We start from the raw sequence: 18,913 nt of genomic DNA on the forward strand, positions 1-18,913 counted from the left end.
ATTAATGATTAGTAATTACTCTACTCGCCAATAAACATTAAAACTGCAATGGAAAGTCATATTCCATGGCTTGCCGAATGCCTTTGGGTTATCTCTTCTTATGATAAAAAGGCTGTTCAAAGCGCAGTATTAACAGGTTTTAGGCCTCTGAAAGATATGCAGTAATAAAAAGAACATACACCTACACGGAGTTTCTCATATGTTTAAGCTAAGACTACTGTCGACACTTATCGGTTGTGGCATTGCAGCGAACAGTTTTGCAATGAATCCACAACCCGATCCACAAAATCCTACCGGTTACATTGTTTCGCGTGTTGAGCTGAAAGCTGCCGAAGACGCGCAAACTGCTAACCCAATGTACGCCGTCTGGGCAAAAGCGCTTGAAACGCGTCCAAATATCATCGTTGAGGCCATTGAGCCAAAAGCGGCTAGCAATCCAGAGAACGTTAAACGGGTAGAAAAAGTTTTCCCACCAGAACAATGGGACTTTTTGACCCAAATGGCAAAAGAAAAAGCGCCTGAGTATACTTATACTCGCTTCTTGCGCGCTATTGGTAAGTTCCCTGCATTCTGTGGTGAATATACCGACGATCGTAAAAGTCAATCAGATGCAATCTGTAAAAAATCGATCATTACTGCATTTGCCCATTTCTCACAAGAGACTGGTGGCCACATTACTAAAGAAAACATTTGGGATAACCCACTTGGCCTTGAAGAATGGCAGCAAGCTCTGGTACACGTGCGTGAAATGGGCTGGTCTGAAGGCCAGGAAGGTTATACCACAGGTTGTGGACAAGATGATTGGCAGAATAAACGCTGGCCATGTGCTGCTGGGCAAGGTTACTTTGGTCGCGGCGCCAAGCAATTGTCTTATCACTTCAACTACGGCGCTTTCTCAGAAGTGATGTACGATGGCGATGCCTCTGTGCTGTTGAATAGCCCTGGCTTGGTTGCTGATTCATGGCTGAACCTTGCCTCTGCAATCTGGTTTTTCCTTACGCCGCAAGCGCCTAAGCCCGCGATGCTGCATGTGATTGACCGTACATGGACCCCTTCACAGCGTGAAAAGGATGCTGGTATAGGCTACGGTTTTGGTACCACCATTAATGTGATCAACGGTGGCATCGAATGTGGTGAGCAAAACAAAGATAAAGGCCAACCTGTTAACCGTATTCGTTACTGGGAAGGCTTAGCTGCTCACTACAATATTCCGGTTGAGTTGGATGAGGAAAACACCTGCTGGCAGCAAACGCCATATGGCAGCCTGAATCTGAATGGTGCAACAGACGTGCTATATACCAACTGGGATGGCAACTGGAAAAATTACTCTGACCGCCCAGGTGGCGCGTCGTTTGAATGTGAACTGGTTGGTTTCCAAACGGCTTACTCAGCTCTGGTTCCTGGTGATTACGAGAAATGTGTAACCAACTTCTATGGTTCTCATGCCAATTGGCCAGAAGTGCGTGTCGTCGAGAAAATTGACTTACCAACTGAACCAACAGAGCCTAATGCCTGGAAGGCAAACACAGTCTATAACAAGGGGGAACAGGTTGTCGTTAATGGTGTGACCTACGAAGCTAAGTCCTGGACACAGGGCGATGACCCAGAGTTAAGCGGTCAGTGGGGACCTTGGAAAATAGTTTAATTTAAACTTTTTCTTAATAAATAGCGCCGTCCTACAAGGCGGCTTTGCTATTGAAGTGTAATGGTACTTTAGGCTACTCGATTTCCAATGAAGGAAAAAAGACAGCCCAAGTCGTAACCAAAGCCCGCGGGGTAGCGCGGGCTTTGACTATGCAACTGAATTAGAACGCAGTACGTTTATAACGGCGGTAGTCTGACTGCCAGAAGTTTTCATCGATCTTTTCTATGATTCGCTCATCGGTATTTTTGGGCGCTTTACGCTGTTCAACGGCTTTCTTGGCAACGGCAAAAGCGATTTTACGAGAGACTATCTGAATATCCTCCAGTGGAGGAAGAAGGGCACCATGGCCATTAATGGCTAGCGGTGAGCATTCAGCCAAAGCTCGACTGCTTTCCATCAGCATTTCATCCGTTACACGACGAGCACCAACGGCAAGTACGCCCAAGCCAATACCTGGGAAAATATAGCTATTGTTGCACTGTGCAATAGGGAATGTCTTACCATTGTGGAGCACGGGATCAAATGGAGAACCTGTTGCAACCAATGCTTTTCCATCTGTCCAGCGGATGATATCGGCAGGTGTTGCTTCAACACGGCTGGTTGGGTTCGACAATGGGAACACGATTGGACGTTCACAATGTTTATGCATTTCACGAATGACGTCTTCGCTGAATAGCCCCGGAACGCCAGAAACACCAATCAGGACGGTTGGTTTAGCATTACGCATTACATCCAGCAGTGAGACGTTGTTATCTTGAGTATCCCACTCCGTTAGTGCATGGCGTTTCTGTACCAGACGCTGTTGGAAGTTGAGCAGATTTGGCATATCGTCGATCAGCAGACCCCAGCGGTCAACCATGTAAACTTGGCTACGGGCCTGCTGTTCAGAAATACCTTCCGACACCATCTGCGCAATAATTGCTTCGGCAATACCACAACCGGCAGAGCCAGCACCAAGAAAAGTAATGCGTTGTTCAGACAACTTACTGCCTGCCGCTTTACAGGCTGCAAGCAAAGATCCCACAGTCACAGCGGCTGTACCCTGAATATCATCGTTGAAGCAGCACACTTTATCTTTGTATCGCTCAAGTACTGGCATCGCATTTTTCTGAGCAAAGTCTTCAAACTGGATCAAGGCATCAGGCCAGCGATGTTTTACCGCCTGAATAAACTCATCAACAAAGTTCTCGTATTCCTTGCCGGTAATACGCGGATGACGCCAGCCCATGTACATCGGATCAGATAGACGTTGAGGGTTATTTGTACCTACATCCAGTACCACTGGCAAGGTGTAAGCCGGGCTTATACCACCACAAGCGGTATACAGAGAGAGCTTACCAATTGGAATGCCCATGCCGCCGATGCCCTGATCACCCAGACCAAGAATGCGTTCACCGTCTGTCACCACAATAACTTTGACGTTATGGCGTGAAGCGTTGTTCAGCATATCTTCGATACGGTCACGGTTTGGATATGAAATGAACAAACCACGGCCACGGCGATAAATATTCGAGAAGTTTTCACAGGCCGCACCCACTGTAGGGGTATAGATGATAGGCATCATTTCAGTGATATGATTTTCTACCAGGCGATAGAACAGAGTTTCATTAGTATCCTGGATGTTACGAAGGTAGATGTGCTTATCAATATCATTATCAAATTTTTGGTATTGCTGATAGGCACGATCGGTTTGTTCTTCTATCGTTTCAATCGCTTCAGGAAGAAGACCTTCCAGGTTAAAGAACATACGTTCTTCAACAGAGAATGCACTACCTTTGTTTAGCAGAGGTGTTTCAAGCAGAGCGGGGCCTGCATAGGGAATATATAAAGGTCTTTTATTTTTGTTCATGCAATAGACTCTGTTTTCGTCTTAGAAGAGAAAATGGAAATAAGGGCGATATTTCCATTTGAGGCGCTAATCCTAGACCGTCAAAGCGCTTAATTCAAAGGGGAAAATGAATATTTTCGAGAAAGTGATCATGTTTTTCAACATTTAATGTAGATCTTAGTAGCCTTCACTCTCTAGGAGATAAAAAGATTATGCTGTTTGTGCTTGATTCCCAGCTTAGTATGCTTAAAAGGTAAAAAATAATTGTGTATTTTAACGTTGCTATCTGGTGAGGATAAAATAAGCACTGTGTCTTATTTTACATTGATAACCCGGCTGGCTTTTTTATATTGAACTTTCCACCCAGGCCAGCGTGGCAGTTCCCAGCGTTTCGGATCATTTTTACGATTACCGCTGGCGTAAACAACATAAACCCGTTTTCGTGCAACATCATATTCCACGGTCAGGTTTAGCTCGGCAAGCGTGAGTTTACGGGGAAACTCAGCATTAAAGTTAGCGGTTTCCCATTCAGGAATACCCGCAAAGACAAAATCATCATTGTGAAAAAGCATAATATCATCGACAGACTCAATCCCCAGGGCATCAATCTGCTCGGTTAGCCAGCTGATTAATTCTGCGGGCTCTGAACGTTCAGACATTCGCTGTACATTACGCCCTAATGTTAAATAGAGGTTCCATTGCGATATTTCATGATTTATCTTTTCCGCTAATCCATTCAGCAGCTTATTATTGAGGATCATTTCAACGATAGTCTGACTCACTACCTTGCCTGCAGGCTCTTGCTTCTTTACCTCAATCACCCGGCCAGCATAACGCCGTTTCATGACCGACAGACATTGGCCATCAACGATCTGGCTTTCTGCCAGTTCTAACTCCCCAAAATCGAGCTCTATAAGTTGGTTGAGTTTTACCGGTGCGATGCAGGTGCCTAATGACAGTGTTTGTTTTACGCCTCTGCCCGGCATGCTGTATTGATCAAAAATGACTGCCGCTTCAGCGCTGTCACTATATCGGCTGTCACGTCCTACCGTGGCTTCGCTGATACCGTTTGCTAATGCCTGGCGACGTTTCTCTCGTCTGACAAAAACCAGTTCCGGCGCAGCTTGCATAACGGCATTAAGCCAGCCGTCACGTTTAATGGCAGTAGCAACACTGAGCTGAGGCAACATCATGGCTGAGCGGATCTGGGCGGCCATCATGCGTGCTTCGGCAAGCAAATCATCATCGACGTGAAGAAAATCGGGTGTTTCATAACGGATAAGCTTGATCAATGTGGTTGCGTCACAATGGTGCTTTTCCCATTGCTGAAGCTGATCCAGTGCTTGTTCGTTTTTAGGCGGTTGGTATAAGCGCTGGGGAATAGAAAGGGCTGCAGCCAGATCGACCATGGCCTCCTGGCTTGCCTTATCCGGCATGGCCGTGATCAGGTGAGCAAACAGTGAATCAATGGGTAAGGGATAGATGCGCTTTCCGTGTTCAGTGATCTTACCTTTGTTATCAATGGCCTGCATCTGACGCAGCTTTACGAATGCCTGGCTCAGAGTTTTTTCGGGTAACGGGTCGAGAAAAGCCAAATCATTGAGTCGATAGCCACAACAGGCTGAGGCCAGCATCGGCTCAACCAGTTCTTCGCGGTGCAGCTCGGGTGGGGTCAGAAGCTCCAGCGGGGCGGCACTGCCGTACAGGCGAATACATAAGCCCGGGACAATTCGCCCGGCGCGGCCTTTACGCTGTTCTGCACTGGCGCGTGAAATTGCATGCAGACCCAGCACGGTCCGGCCATTACGCTGATGAGTGCGTCGCTCAAGACCTGAATCTATGATCACGGTCACACCGGGGATCGTCAGGGATGTCTCCGCGACATTCGTTGCCAGAATAATTCTTCGATGATCACTTTCATTTAGCGCCCGGTGCCGATCGGTATCAGAGACCGATGCATGAAGCGGAATGACCTCAGCATCTAGATGGCTGAGACTGTTCATGCATTGGCTGATTTCTTTGCGTCCCGGCAGGAAAACGAGAATATCACCTTCTATTCGCGCAAAAATATCGTCAACGGCTGTTCTGATTTTACTGTCGAGATGACGACTATCAGGGCTATGGCGGGGATCGCTGGCCTGATGCTCGACGGCGACAGGAAAACACCGGCCTTCGGCTCTGATCGGTTTAGCGCCCATATAATCCGCCAGACGTTGGCTGTCCAGTGTGGCAGAAGTGGCAACTAAACGGTGGGTATTGTGCTGTTTTAGCAGTGCCATCAACAAATCGGTATCCCATCGGCGCAGATGCATTTCATCGATAATGATGATATCGAAGCTGGCCAGCTGACCTTCGCTCATCCAACGCAGAGCGACGCCCGGAGTAACAAAAACAACTTTTGTCTGATCATCGAAGTGAGAGTCAAACCGAATCGCATAACCGATACTCTGACCTATTTTTTCGCAAGCCTGGTCAGCCAGAAATTCTGCTAACGAGGTACAGGCAATCCGGCGAGGCTGGATCACTAATACACGGCCTTGCTCTGCAGCCCATAAGGGCAGACGCGTTGACTTGCCTGATCCCGTTTCTGCTTCTACCACAAGGTGGTGTTGGGTAAGCAGGTCGAGAAAAACCGGTTTAATAGGATCAATCGGTAACAGCACAGGCGCAGAAATCCACATAACGAGAGGTGTGCCTAGTTTACCCGCGATTGCCCGTGGAAAGCACATAGGATGGTGTCAAACGCTTAATTTATCGTCATGAAAACCAGAATAAACGTGTAAACTATCATGCATTAACATCATCAGCTGTAAACCCGGACTTGTGAACGGGTTTTAAACATCGACTGGTTAAATTCAATGTCACAGCTATAGCTTGCTAAGGGCAATATAATATTGCTACTCGTAGCAAGCGTTATTATTTGATTCTAGAGCACTCCAATATGCGAATTTTGCACACATCTGATTGGCACCTTGGCCAGCATTTTATTACCAAAAGCCGGGCGGCTGAGCATCATGGCTTTATTACATGGCTATTAGAACAAATTGTTCAACACCAGATAGATGCCGTCATTATTGCCGGCGACGTGTTTGATACCGGTGCGCCACCCAGTTATGCCCGTGAGCTGTATAATCGCTTTGTGGTTGAAATGAACAAGCTTGGTTGTCAGTTAGTTGTGCTAGGTGGCAACCATGATTCGGTTTCAACCTTAGATGAATCCAAAGGGCTGCTGGCGTATTTAAACACCCAGGTTATCGCCAAAGTTCAGTCCGATCTCGATGAGCAAATTGTGGTGCTTAATAACCAGCAAGGTGAAGCCGGGGCCGTGCTGTGTGCCATTCCCTTCATTCGCCCGCGAGATGTAATGAGCAGTCAGGCCGGAGAGAGCGGAGCCGAGAAACAGCAAGCATTAGGAAAAGCCATCAGTGAGCATTATCAAGAGCTTTATCAACGTGCTGTTAAAAAAAGAAGTGAGTTTAGTCAGCCCCTGCCTATTATCGCCACCGGCCATTTAACGGCGATGGGAGTGAAAAGCTCAGATTCGGTACGGGATATTTATATTGGTACGCTAGAAGCCTTTCCGGCCAGTGCATTTCCACCGGCCGACTATATCGCGTTAGGTCATATTCACCGCCCACAAGTCGTTGCAAAATCAGATCATATTCGCTACTGCGGTTCGCCGATCCCGCTTAGCTTTGATGAATTGGGCAGTCAGAAACAGGTGCTGGTGGCTGAATTCACTGACGGGAAACTGGCTAAGTTGGATGCTTTGGAAATCCCTCTGTTTCAGCCTATGCAGGTGATTAAAGGCGATCTGGATAGCATTGAAACGCAATTGAATACATTGGCAGGCTACGATGGGGAGTTGCCGATTTGGCTCTACATTGAAGTTGAGACCCAGGATTACCTGAACGATCTGCAGCAACGCATTCAGGCGATGACAGCAGAGTTGAATGTGGAAGTGTTACAGCTGCGCCGCTCACGCACCAATCGACAAACTCAGATTGAACGTGAGGAAAAAGAAATGTTAGCCGAGTTAACTCCTCTGGATGTATTTGAACGACGGTTAGCTCAAGAGCAGTTTGATACTGAACAAGATCAGCAGCGTATTACACGTATTCGTCAGACTTTTTGTGACATTGTGGAAGAAGTGACTGAACCCGCCAGTGATCTAGAAGGTAAAGCATGAAAATTCTGAGTTTACGTTTTAAGAATATCAACTCGCTGAAAGGTGAGTGGAAAATTGATTTTACCCAGACGCCTTTTTCTGACAATGGTTTGTTTGCGATCACCGGCCCCACCGGTGCAGGTAAAACTACTATTTTAGATGCGATCTGTCTTGCTCTCTATCACCGTACGCCAAGACTGAATAATATTTCAAAAGCCACGAATGAATTGATGACACGTGGCACCACGGATTGTCTGGCTGAAGTGGAATTTGAAGTCAAAGGAAAGGGGTATCGGGCATTTTGGAGCCAGCGCCGCTCACGGGATAAGATCGATGGCAACTTACAAGAAGCCAAAGTCGAACTGGCCACAATCGATGACGGTAAAATACTCGCTTCGCAAGTGAAGAAAAAAGCCCAATTGATCGAATCATTCAGCGGGTTGGATTTTGCGCGGTTCACCAAATCTATGCTGCTTTCCCAAGGTCAGTTTGCCGCATTTTTGAATGCGGATGCCAACGATCGTGCTGAGTTGCTGGAAGAGCTTACCGGTACTGAAGTGTATGGCTTAATTTCAGAAAAGGTTCACGAGCATTTCACTACCACCAGAAACGAACTGGCACGACTGAAAGCGAAAGCCGATGGGGTCGAATTGTTGACCGCAGAACAGCTGGAAGCGCTGTTAGAGCAACAAATTCAATTGTCGGGTCAGGAACAAGATGCAGAGAAAACACAGCGGCAGTTACAAGCCCACCAACAGTGGTGGGAAAAGGTCATTGCTGCGACAAAAGCGGTTGAACTGGCGCAAAGTAATTTAAGTCAGGCCCGGTTGCGGCAACAGCAAGAACAAGCAGCGTTAGAGCGCTTAGCGCAAAGTGAGCCGGCAGAAAAAATGCGCGCTCAATTTACCTTGCATCAGGCAGCGACGGAAAAAGCAGCCCGGGCCAAAGGTGAAATAGAACGGTTAACACTGGCATTACAGCAAGCGAGTGAAAAAGCGGAACAGGCAAAACAGCAGTATAAACAGGCCAGTGACCGGTTCTCGCAAGCCAAGCAGGCTCAGCAGCAGCTGGATACTTTACTGAATGATAAAATTGTTCCGCTAGATGCTGAATGTAAACAAAGCTCTGATGAACTAACCAAGCTCCAGGCTCAGCAACAGGCTCAGGAAGAACAAAGTCAGCAGGAGGCTGAGCAGTTACAACTGCGTGAAGTGGAGACACAGCAACATAAAACGAAACTTACTGAAGTGGCGTCGTATCTTCAGCTGCACAGCAACGATGCGGCCTTGGCCGAACAACTGCCACTCTGGCAAGCGCAGTTTACCCGCCTGGGACAGTTGACCAAAGGTAAAACCGAGCTTGAGCAACGCTGTGCCCGAATTGATAAAGAGACCACCCAGCTGGTGGTGACTCAGCAGCAGTATCAACAAACATTAGCCAGTAAAACGCAGCAGGTTGAGCAGAGTAATGCTGAATTAATTTCTGTCGAACAAGCAGTGTCTCAAGCCTTAAAAGGCAGCGATGAAAGTAAAATAGAACAGCAACACCGCTTATTGGCAGAGCAACACGGGCTGCGGCTAGAGTTGCAGACGCTGGCACAACAAGCTCAAAAGTGTCATCGCGAACAAGAACAACGCTTAGCAAGGCAGACAGAATTAACCGCGACCAGCCAACAGTTGGATAAGCAGATTGACACCCTGCGCGGGCAGTATAAAGACAAGCGATCGCACCTCAAAGATCTCGATAAGCTGATCGAACAGGAAAAGCGCATTACAGATTTAACCGAAGAGCGCGCTAAGCTGCAACCGAATAACCCTTGCCCGTTGTGTGGTTCGAAAGAGCACCCATTGGTGGAAAGTTATCAAGCCTTAAATATATCGGAGACCGAGCAACGTCGCCAGCAGGTTGTAACTGAGTTAGACACGATCGAACAACGCGCCAGTCAGCTCAAAGAGTTGCTTAATAAAGAGCTGGTAGAGTTGAACGAATTGGCCCGGCGACTAGAACAGCTCACGGAAGAAAAAACCGAGCTGCGGCAAAAGTGGCAACAGCTCAGCGAATCATTGCAAATAGATTTGGCAATTACCGAGCAGGAACCGCTATCGACTTACCTTGATACCGTTCAATCACAACAGGGAAGATTATCTGCACAGCTTGAGCGGCTGAAACAGCTGAATCTGCAGAAAGTGACTGCTCAACAAGCCGTCGTCAGTGCAAAGCAGGCTGAATACGAGGTGAAACATCAGATTGCATTAAATACTCAGCAAAGTGAAAGCCTTAACAAGGAGGCAGCGCAAGTCAGTACTGAATTGGAGCAACTCGGTCAGGAAGGGCAAGCACTTGATGATAAGTTAAAAGCGCAGCTGGCTGATTTAGATCTTACGTTGCCAGAGCCCGATCAGATTGAAAGCTGGTTAGGGCAAAAGCAACAAGCGGCGGCAAGCTGGCAGCAGGCAGAAAAACAGCATCAGTCATGCCAGGAAGCATTGAAGGCCCTGGAGATTGAAACGACGAACCTGGTTGAAAAACAGCAAGAGCTCGGTAAGCAGTTGCAAGACCTGTCGTCACAGCAGCAGAGCGTAACAACACAATTGAATGATAAACAGCAGCTCAGATTCGAACTGTTTGGTGAAAAATCGGTAACGGATGAGCGTCATAAGGCGCAGCAGTTGACGCAACGCAGTGACAGTGAGTATCAGCAAGCACAAACCGCGCATCAGCTGGCGGATCAGGAGCTGCAAAATCTGACGGGGCAATATAGTGCAGCTGAAAAAAATCATCGCGCTCTTGCTGAGGATGCGCAAACGCAACAGCACAAGTGGCAGGCACAACTGGCCTCTAGCCCGTTTGCGACACATCAGGCTTTTGAGGCCGCCTTGTTAGCGGAAGATGAGCGTGCACGTCTGGTTAGCTTAAAGCAACAGATCCACGAGCAGTTAGCGCGAACTCAGGTTCTGAAAGAGCAGGCAGAAGAAGCTTACGCTGATCTGCATGCTAAACCAGAGCAGCAACAATTGGCGCAAACCCCCTTAGAACAAGTGGCCGAACAGCTAGCTACCATTAGCGCGACGCTGAGAGAGATCACCCACCGACAGGGTGAAATTAAACGCAGCCTTGATGATGATAGTCAGCGCCGCAGCAACCAGAAGTCGCTGTTTGCACAGATTGAACAGTGGCAAGAAAAATACGACGATATTGCGTATTTGCATGCATTGATTGGATCGCAAAAAGGTGACAAGTTCCGTCGCTTTGCCCAAGGGTTAACGCTTGATCATTTGGTTTATCTGGCAAACCGACAGCTTGATCGCTTACACGGTCGTTATTTACTGCAACGCAAACAAAGCGAAGCGCTAGAGCTTCAGGTACTTGATACCTGGCAGGGGGATACCGTGCGAGATACCAAGACGCTCTCTGGCGGTGAAAGCTTTCTGGTCAGTCTTGCCTTAGCGTTGGCATTGTCTGATTTGGTCAGCCACAAGACCAGCATTGACTCTCTGTTTCTTGATGAAGGGTTTGGTACTTTAGACAGCGAAACCTTAGACACCGCCCTTGATGCCCTTGATAGCTTGAATGCTTCAGGAAAAATGATTGGTGTGATCAGCCACATTGAGGCAATGAAAGAGCGGATCCCGGTACAGATTCAGGTGAAAAAAATGAATGGGCTAGGGGTTAGCCGATTGGAAGATCAGTATTGTGTCAGGTAGGTGCTTAGCTTATCAACGAATGGGTATATATCCACCTAGCTATGATCCGCCTGAAAAGGGCGGATCAATTAAATTATTTTGAGCTGAGGGGATGGTGCTTTCTTTGGTTGGACAAGGAACAGCAATCAGCTTGGTGTGATGTTCTGGTTCAGTCGGAAAAAATTGTCTGGGTCGTATTTTGCCTTCACTTTCGCCAGTCGATTGTAATTCGTACCGTATGCGCCCTGAACTCGATCTTCATCTTCACTGATGAAGTTAACGTATACGCCGCCAGTCGCTAATGGCTTGGTTGCTTCGTAGAATTCACGCGCCCATGTAACACAAGTGTCGTCTTGATCCACAGCCTCCCAACGCGCATGTACGTTCATAATGAAGGCGACGTCACGGTGCGGATAAGCGCTGGTGTCTGGCGCAACACGGTTGGTTGCACCTCCCATTTGTGCAACGAAGATCTCCGTCTCAGAGCTAGGAAGATTGTCTCCATACTCAACTAACTTATCGATTAATCCATCGCTCAGCTCGGTGAAGTTGTGTGACTTCCAGTAATTACGAGCCCCGGGAGTCAATAGCGGGTCGAAAGCTTGCTGAAATCCAACAAAGGGATGCGGTCCAAAACCATCCGCGATGGGTTGGCCCAGCTTACGTAACGGAGCCAATGCTTTTTCTCCTGCATCCATCGCACCGGTGTAGAGAGCAACCAGGATCAATACCCGGGTGCCGTGAACCTCTGGGGAAAGAAATGGTAACGGAGGCGCATTGCGTATTACTGCCCATACAGTTAACTCTTCGGGGCAGTTGGCACAGAATTCGCGGTATGAATGCAGAACTGACCTGGCTTGTTCAAAAGGAAAAATGATCGGCCCGGCCATCACTTCGGGACCAACAGGGTGCAGTCTGAACTCGAATGATGTCACAACACCAAAGTTTCCGCCGCCTCCGCATGAGGCCCAAAACAGATCAGCGTGATTTTTTGTATCACACCTCAGCCGCTCACCTGCAGCGGTAACCACTTCGATAGCGATAAGGTTGTCGATCGTCAGGCCGTGTGTTCGACTTAGCCAACCGAAGCCTCCACCGAGGGTCAGCCCTGCTATGCCGGTAGTTGAATTAATCCCGACGGGAACTGCCAAACCATAGGCTTGGGTTTCGTGATCTACATCGCCGAGTGTCGCCCCGGGCCCGACAATAGCGACACGTGAAACTGGGTCAACCTGGACGGATCGCATTGTGCTCAGATCAATCAAGAATGCGCCTTCGCAAAGGGACTTACCTGCGATATTGTGGCCAGCTCCACGGATCGATGTGAGTAACTGATATTGCCGGGCAAACTGTATTGCATGTATCACATCGGCCGTACCGGAGCAGCGGACGATGAGTGCCGGGCGTCGGTCGATCATCGCGTTCCATATCTGGCGAATCTCATCATAATCGGAGTCGTCAGGCAGCACGATTTGTCCGCGCACCCGGCCACGTAGGTCAGCTATTATATCGTTGTTAAGGGTCTTGGTTTCACCGTTAAGCAAGCGAGCCTGTAATTCAGCCATAATCACTTCTCCATTAGTTATGCGCAAAATCTCTAACGTCGAGCTACAAAAGGACACTTCGTTTTGTATCACTCTTGCACAATTAGAAATAGAGGCGCCCCCGAGAGTGTAGATGACACGCTGAAGAAAGAGCAAATAGGGGAGGTGGAGAGCTATTCTTGGAGGCTATGTAATATACCCAAGTTACCTTAAGTATAAGATGGGTGAATTCGAGTTGTTGAGAATAGATTCGTTGAAAGTAAAAAAACAAAAAAAGGGCATCCTAAGATACCCTTTGTCAATCTTACAAACTTAAAAGCGAATTAGATACGCTCAACGTTTGCAGCTTGAGGACCTTTCTGACCTTGTTCAACGTCGAAAGATACTTTTTGGCCTTCTGCAAGAGATTTGAAGCCGTCACCAGCGATAGCGCGGAAGTGAACGAATACGTCAGCACCGCCGTTATCTTGAGTGATGAAGCCAAAACCTTTCTCGTCGTTAAACCACTTAACAGTACCAGTTGTTTTAGACATAACATGTCTCCTGAAATTTGTATTTAAAATCACGCACTACGCGTACTTAAGCCAAAATAATGTATTACTTATGGACAAAAGAAGAATGAAGCTTCAGGACAACGACACTTTGACCAAGTGGTGTAACGAAGTTTTCTTTTTCAATTTCAATTTGCTGCATAAATAGGGCTGCATTACAGGGCAAAACTATTAAGCCACAGCGCTATTTTGAGGGCAAGACATTAGACTGAAAATCAAATAACCATAATAAAGAATTGTGATGAAAGTAGCATACTGGAGTCAGTAAAATATAATAATTAGAGTAGGTTAACGAAAATCCGACCGAACAATAAAAGGTTGGGTTAGTATTGTCAGGTCATAAAAAAGGGCCGAACAGCCCTTTTTAGCAAATCTAACATAGGACTACATTTTTTCTACATTAGCAGCTTGTAAGCCTTTAGGACCTTGCTCCGTTTCATATGTAACTTTGTCGCCTTCAGCCAGTGTTTTAAAGCCGTCACCAGTGATAGCGCGAAAATGAACGAATACATCAGCACCGCCGTTATCCTGAGTGATGAAACCGAAACCTTTTTCTTCATTAAACCACTTAACGGTACCTGTTGCTTTAGACATGTTGTCTCCTGGATTCTCTACATCAATACGTTATAGCCAATAACAATTTAACTTATGGTGACAATTGAAACTTCAACATCTTCAGGACAACTTTCTTAGATTAAGAACTGTTACACGAAGCTTTCGGTGTTCACATTGCTGCATTTATGTCAAACAACTACTGGGCTATAAAAAGAGTAGGCATTGATATGCTATTTGCAAATATTGAGGTGATAAATTTGTGATGACATTCACGCAGATAGGTGTAACCCTTTACAGGGTTAACAAAAGATATACTTATCGACCATGGCTCCAGGCGTCTGAATTTCATTGAACGAAATCAATGAACCATAGATAAATGGAGAGGATTCTATCTGTGACTTGAGGTTGTACATGACTTTCTGTTATAACGAACCGATTAAGATTTTATAGATTCATAAAAGGACAATATATGAGCAATATCTTAGATCTAGTACGACAGACTCGTCGTAAGAATAAGCTGAAGCGTGAAATTCTGGATAACGATCGTAAGATCCGTGATAACCGTAAACGTGTAGAGCTGCTTGAAAACCTTCTAGATTACATTCGACCTGAAATGACTCAGGAAGCGATTCTCGAGATCGTCGAAAATATGAAGGGTGATTACGAAGATCGTGTCGATGATCACATCATCATCAGCGCTGAGCTGTCGAAAGAGCGTCGTGAAGTGAGTAAGAACGTAAAAGAACTGAAGAAAGCCGAGATTGCTGCTAAGTAGTTATCAACTCTTTTTACGGTATTCAATGATTATTTGATGATTTATTGCTTACGACAGAAACAAAGCCCGATAGTGTTCGGGCTTTTTTTTCCCTTTTTTTACAGTCACGAACTATAAATAATTGCAGCTATGGTTACTCTTTAGCTAAATATTTTTGTATTGCAGAGGTAGTCTTTTGTTAAAGATCTGGGCCTGTTTTGTTTTATTGTTACCTTCACTGGCGCTGGCAAAACCAAGCGAGGGTCTTGCTCTTGCTGAACAACCACTTTCAGAAAATAATGAAATAGTCAGTGGTTCCATTTCTGTTGAAGAGTTGCGACAACAGAGATCAGAAGAGCAAGACTGGGGAATTGCGGCGGTGATCCGGCATGCGGAAATTCCTTACGCAGTAAATTCTGACCTTGAAGACAATACCGTAACGACCTTTGTTCCGATGATGTTTTACAGAGGGGAGCGTTTTTTCATTAACGGGACCGAAGGCGGTTTACATCTTTACCGACAGGATGACTGGGAAGTCAATGCACTACTGCGCATGCACTTTATTGATATTCCCTCCTCATATCAAAATCAGATAGGCGGCGACAGCGGGGATGGTGGTCTTCAGCTTAAGTTTCAGCTTGATGATAGCCTGTATAGCGAACTGGATTTCATGTTCGATCCTGATCTGAGGTTTCACTCCGTTGCTACGGTGGGGGGGCGATACAAGAATGGCAACTGGCTAGTTCATCCTAAAGCATCGCTGATTTGGAAAGAATCGGATTACAACAGCTACTACTATGGTCTGAACCAAGAGACGATTGATAGCGGAATATCTTTAAAGCTGGGGGCTAATGCTCGATATCATGTCGCTGAGAATCTCTATTTGCTTGGTGGGGCGTATGCCACACACTTCGACAGGAATGTGCGTCATGCCGTGACGATTGATACTGACTGGCAAGGCGAACTCTATGCCGGGTTTGGTTTCTTTCGTGACGACAGCAGGCCGAAGAAGTCATCGCTAATTCAGAAATCTTACTGGCGATTGGCACATGGTTGGGCGACGCCGTCTAATATTGGCGAAATCTTTTCAGGCAATCGAGTTAAAGATGAATATGATAATAAGCTGACATCTGTTTTTTACGGGCATCCGTTAACGGATGAACTGTTCGGTCTGCCGTTAGATATTTATTTAACCCCTGGCTTTGTATGGCATTGGAGTTCTGAGGTTCAGAGCTCTTCGCAGGAATATGTCGTTGCGATTAAAGCGTATTATACCTTTAACTGGCCGGTGGAGTGGCGATTTGGGGTGGCCGAAGGTTTATCGTATATCAATCATATTAGCTATATTGAACAAATTGAGATGGATCGAAAAGAATACGAACCAAGTAATCTTCTGAATTATCTGGATTTTTCATTTGATGTCAACGTGGGTGACTTGTTAAATCAAAAATCAATGAATGGGGTATGGCTTGGTTACAGCTTGCATCATCGTTCTGCCATTTTTGAGAGTGCATCTCAGTTTGGCCGTATCAAAGGTGGCAGTAACTATAATACGATTTACCTGCAGTTTGATTTTTAGCGCCAGTTAGTAAACTACCTTATTGTTGTTCCATTCACTACCTGTAATTTGAACGGCTACTGAATGAGGTGGATGTGTATAAAAAGCCCTTACCTGTCAGATGAAAACAGGTAAGGCAATGTACTAAATAAGCGTCTGGATAGCAGTAAAAACCATGGTATTGGAATGTTAGGCGGTTAGTTGTGCAATGGCTGATTTAGCTTCAGAAATACCTTTAGCGGCCATTTCATCTCCCATAGCCAGCGCTTCACTATAGATCACGTCTACATCTGTCATCCCGAGAAAACCTAGAATAGTTTTCAGATATGGCACCATCAGATCGGTTGGACCGTTTTTGTGTATACCACCACGCGTGGTAATGACAATCACTTTTTTACCTTCAATTAAGCCGACAGGGCCATTTTCAGTATATCTGAAGGTTACGCCTGCACGTGCAATAATATCAAACCAGTTTTTTAGCTGAGTCGGAACAGAGAAATTGTACATAGGTGCAGCAATCACAACGGTATCGCTGTTCTTTAGCTCTTCAATCAATTGATCAGAAAGTACGACTGCTTGTTGCTGGTGTTGGTTAAGATTATCGCCACCACGTAATGCACCGGCAATTTCACCATCTAATACGGGGACTGGGTTTACAGCCAAATCACGTTCAACAACAGAGCTGACGTTATCGCCCCATGAAGCAATTAAGTGGTCAATTAGGCCATTTGATTGAGAGTATTCACCTAGGATGCTTGATTTTAGTACCAGTACGTTAGACATAATGTGTTCCTTAATCGGTATTGGGGAGCATTTGCTTTGGTACCAACTATAAGAAGCTTGATGTGATGAAGATAGCGGAAAAAATTGTGTAACTTGTTCGATAAAATCGAATTAAGATTGGTGTGGTTTATTTTATAATGAATCAATGAGTTGAATGTGATGGTTTATGAGTGCGATAGTTTGTGAGTGAATGGCAGGGGAAGGAAAAAATAGCCCGAAACGACTCCTGTTTCGGGCTTAGGGGAATGGCTCGTGAGAGCCTTGCGCTAACTGGTTAGTAAATGGAGATCAATTACACTATCAATGTTAGTTCAAACAGCATAATTTGCCAGTATTACTAATAAGAAGTATTAATAGTTAAATATCAAATAAATTGGTATCTCTTACCAGCTCTCGCGGCAGGCCATTTTTGATTCGATTGCTGACCCACTTCCCGATACCAATAGGGTAATCGCGATAAGTTACAATGATCTCTCCCTTGCCTGATATCTGTTCCGGGCGAATATCTCGGCCCATAAACCACTCTTTAGCTTGTTCAGCTGTAAGGGCAATAGATATTTTTTCATCCCCCTTCGCTAAGGCCATGATGGCTTCGTGTTGCCAGCGATAGCCTTTTTTGTGCTGTTCTGCCAATTTGATGCCCATGCGCTGGAATCTTATCTCAGTGAGCAACGGACGAAGCTGAGAAGGGAACAACCATACTTCATTATCACGCAGCCATATTTGGCTATCTGATGGCAACGTGATATCCAGAGTGGCCTCAAGATCGTTAGCGATGGCCTGCGTATCTTGGCTTGATGCCGGATTAAACGGGAATTTACCTAAGCGCTTTTTCACTTGTGGTGATTCAACCGAAGCATGCTTGCGGATCCGTGCAACAAAGAAACCTTCGCTGTCGAAAATTTGCGGATAAACATGCAAGAACCCTTCTTCTGTACATACCTGATTGGCGCCGTCAAACAGATCGTTTAATGGCTCAAACTCAACGGCGTCATCAAAAAGGTCTTTCAAGTGATGACAAATGTTTTGGTTCTCACTCAAGTTCAGGGTGCACGTTGAATAAACCATAACGCCACCGGGTTTTAATGCCTGGAATGCGCTTTCAATCAGTTTGCGCTGAATGGCTGCGATGTCTTCAATAGATTCCAGACTCCAGTTAGCCATTGCATCGTCGTCTTTACGAATGGCCCCCTCGCCGGAACAAGGTGCGTCTAATAAGATGGAATCAAATGACTCGGGGGCCCAGCCGCCAAACACACAACCGTCAAAGTGGGTCAGGGCAACGTTGTAAACACCGCAGCGCAGAAGATTTGAATGCAGCACCTTAATGCGACTTGCGGCTAGTTCATTGGCGACCAGCGCCCCGCGATTTTGCATGGCACAGGCAATTTGAGTCGTTTTAGATCCCGGTGCAGATGCCATATCTAAGACACAATCGAGGGCATCATTGTCTTTTATCAAGGCGGTAACCGGCATCATGGAGCTGGCTTCCTGGATATAAAACAGCCCCGCCATATGTTCCGCGGTATTGCCAAGAGATACGGATTCCTCATCTTCACGCTCAATCCAAAAACCAGTTTCACACCAGGGTACAGGCGTTAAGGTCCAGTTTTTGTCGGCCACACGTTCAAGAAAATCGGCCACACTGATTTTCAACGTATTGACACGAATACTACGACGCAAAGGGGTTTTGCAAGACGCAATGAAGTCATCCATGCTCAAGTGATCTGGCATGATTTTGCGGATCTGTTCAATAAACGCGTCAGGAATATAGATGTTAGGGTGCAAGGGAGTATCTCGTTTAACTAGCAATGGAGCGAGAGTCTATAACAATCTTCATCATT

11 protein-coding genes and 1 pseudogene are annotated in these 18,913 nt (G+C 46.2%); 5 read left to right on the forward strand and 7 right to left on the reverse strand.

Annotated elements, in window-relative coordinates; all coding sequences use genetic code 11:
- Positions 1-199: 199 nt before the first annotated feature.
- Positions 200-1,642, forward strand: a pseudogene (locus tag R3289_RS05230) (chitinase); the annotation flags it as partial.
- A gap of 163 nt (positions 1,643-1,805) precedes the next feature.
- Here the strand turns inward: R3289_RS05230 and R3289_RS05235 are convergent.
- Together R3289_RS05235 and R3289_RS05240 are read right to left on the reverse strand one after the other, a co-directional pair.
- Positions 1,806-3,494: an NAD-dependent malic enzyme gene (locus R3289_RS05235; RefSeq protein ID WP_318924433.1), complete on the reverse strand. Its 1,689-nt coding sequence runs from the start codon at positions 3,492-3,494 to the stop codon at positions 1,806-1,808.
- 293 nt (positions 3,495-3,787) lie between these two features.
- Entirely contained in the window at positions 3,788-6,154 is a 2,367-nt protein-coding gene (locus R3289_RS05240) for a helicase-related protein (RefSeq protein ID WP_318924434.1), read from the reverse strand.
- 260 nt (positions 6,155-6,414) lie between these two features.
- Between R3289_RS05240 and sbcD the strand changes: the two genes are divergently transcribed.
- On the forward strand, positions 6,415-7,662 hold the full coding sequence (gene sbcD / locus R3289_RS05245) for an exonuclease subunit SbcD (protein ID WP_318924435.1): 1,248 nt from the start codon (positions 6,415-6,417) through the stop codon (positions 7,660-7,662).
- Positions 7,659-11,345: an AAA family ATPase gene (locus R3289_RS05250; RefSeq protein WP_318924436.1), complete on the forward strand. Its 3,687-nt coding sequence runs from the start codon at positions 7,659-7,661 to the stop codon at positions 11,343-11,345. Before sbcD ends, R3289_RS05250 begins: the two co-directional genes overlap by 4 nt.
- 125 nt (positions 11,346-11,470) lie before the next feature.
- On the opposite strand, the gene R3289_RS05255 is transcribed toward R3289_RS05250, so the two are convergent.
- The 3 genes from R3289_RS05255 to R3289_RS05265 form a co-directional block, all read right to left on the reverse strand.
- A complete protein-coding gene (locus tag R3289_RS05255) occupies positions 11,471-12,916 on the reverse strand; it encodes an FAD-binding oxidoreductase (protein WP_318924437.1) in 1,446 nt (481 codons plus the stop codon).
- Between the two features lie 275 nt (positions 12,917-13,191).
- Positions 13,192-13,401, reverse strand: a complete 210-nt coding sequence (locus tag R3289_RS05260; RefSeq protein ID WP_107282685.1) for a cold-shock protein — start codon at positions 13,399-13,401, stop codon at positions 13,192-13,194.
- Positions 13,402-13,803: 402 nt separating this feature from the next.
- The gene (locus R3289_RS05265) at positions 13,804-14,013 is read right to left on the reverse strand and encodes a cold-shock protein (RefSeq protein WP_107282684.1); all 210 of its coding nucleotides are present in this window, start codon (positions 14,011-14,013) and stop codon (positions 13,804-13,806) included.
- Between the two features lie 430 nt (positions 14,014-14,443).
- Here R3289_RS05265 and R3289_RS05270 point away from each other — a divergent pair, with 430 nt between their 5' ends.
- Together R3289_RS05270 and R3289_RS05275 are read left to right on the forward strand one after the other, a co-directional pair.
- Positions 14,444-14,749 (forward strand): DUF496 family protein, encoded by a 306-nt coding sequence (locus R3289_RS05270; protein ID WP_107282683.1) that lies wholly within the window; start codon positions 14,444-14,446, stop codon positions 14,747-14,749.
- Between the two features lie 283 nt (positions 14,750-15,032).
- The gene (locus R3289_RS05275; protein WP_413466680.1) at positions 15,033-16,307 is read left to right on the forward strand and encodes a MipA/OmpV family protein; all 1,275 of its coding nucleotides are present in this window, start codon (positions 15,033-15,035) and stop codon (positions 16,305-16,307) included.
- A 168-nt stretch (positions 16,308-16,475) separates the two neighbouring features.
- Here the strand turns inward: R3289_RS05275 and R3289_RS05280 are convergent, their stop codons facing one another.
- Both R3289_RS05280 and rsmF read right to left on the reverse strand, forming a co-directional pair.
- Positions 16,476-17,069: an FMN-dependent NADH-azoreductase gene (locus R3289_RS05280; protein WP_318924439.1), complete on the reverse strand. Its 594-nt coding sequence runs from the start codon at positions 17,067-17,069 to the stop codon at positions 16,476-16,478.
- A gap of 357 nt (positions 17,070-17,426) precedes the next feature.
- The gene (gene rsmF, locus R3289_RS05285) at positions 17,427-18,857 is read right to left on the reverse strand and encodes a 16S rRNA (cytosine(1407)-C(5))-methyltransferase RsmF (RefSeq protein WP_318924440.1); all 1,431 of its coding nucleotides are present in this window, start codon (positions 18,855-18,857) and stop codon (positions 17,427-17,429) included.
- Between the last annotated feature and the right edge of the window lie 56 nt (positions 18,858-18,913).

Origin of the sequence: Photobacterium sp. (assembly GCF_033720175.1) — a bacterium.
Lineage (GTDB): Bacteria > Pseudomonadota > Gammaproteobacteria > Enterobacterales > Vibrionaceae > Photobacterium.

Coding starts and splice junctions, on each gene's coding strand:
- R3289_RS05235 (WP_318924433.1), bottom strand. CDS start 3,494: ATGAACAAAAATAAAAGACCTTTATATATTCCCTATGCAGGCCCCGCT.
- R3289_RS05240 (WP_318924434.1), bottom strand. CDS start 6,154: ATGTGGATTTCTGCGCCTGTGCTGTTACCGATTGATCCTATTAAACCG.
- sbcD (WP_318924435.1), top strand. CDS start 6,415: ATGCGAATTTTGCACACATCTGATTGGCACCTTGGCCAGCATTTTATT.
- R3289_RS05250 (WP_318924436.1), top strand. CDS start 7,659: ATGAAAATTCTGAGTTTACGTTTTAAGAATATCAACTCGCTGAAAGGT.
- R3289_RS05260 (WP_107282685.1), bottom strand. CDS start 13,401: ATGTCTAAAACAACTGGTACTGTTAAGTGGTTTAACGACGAGAAAGGT.
- R3289_RS05265 (WP_107282684.1), bottom strand. CDS start 14,013: ATGTCTAAAGCAACAGGTACCGTTAAGTGGTTTAATGAAGAAAAAGGT.
- R3289_RS05270 (WP_107282683.1), top strand. CDS start 14,444: ATGAGCAATATCTTAGATCTAGTACGACAGACTCGTCGTAAGAATAAG.
- R3289_RS05280 (WP_318924439.1), bottom strand. CDS start 17,069: ATGTCTAACGTACTGGTACTAAAATCAAGCATCCTAGGTGAATACTCT.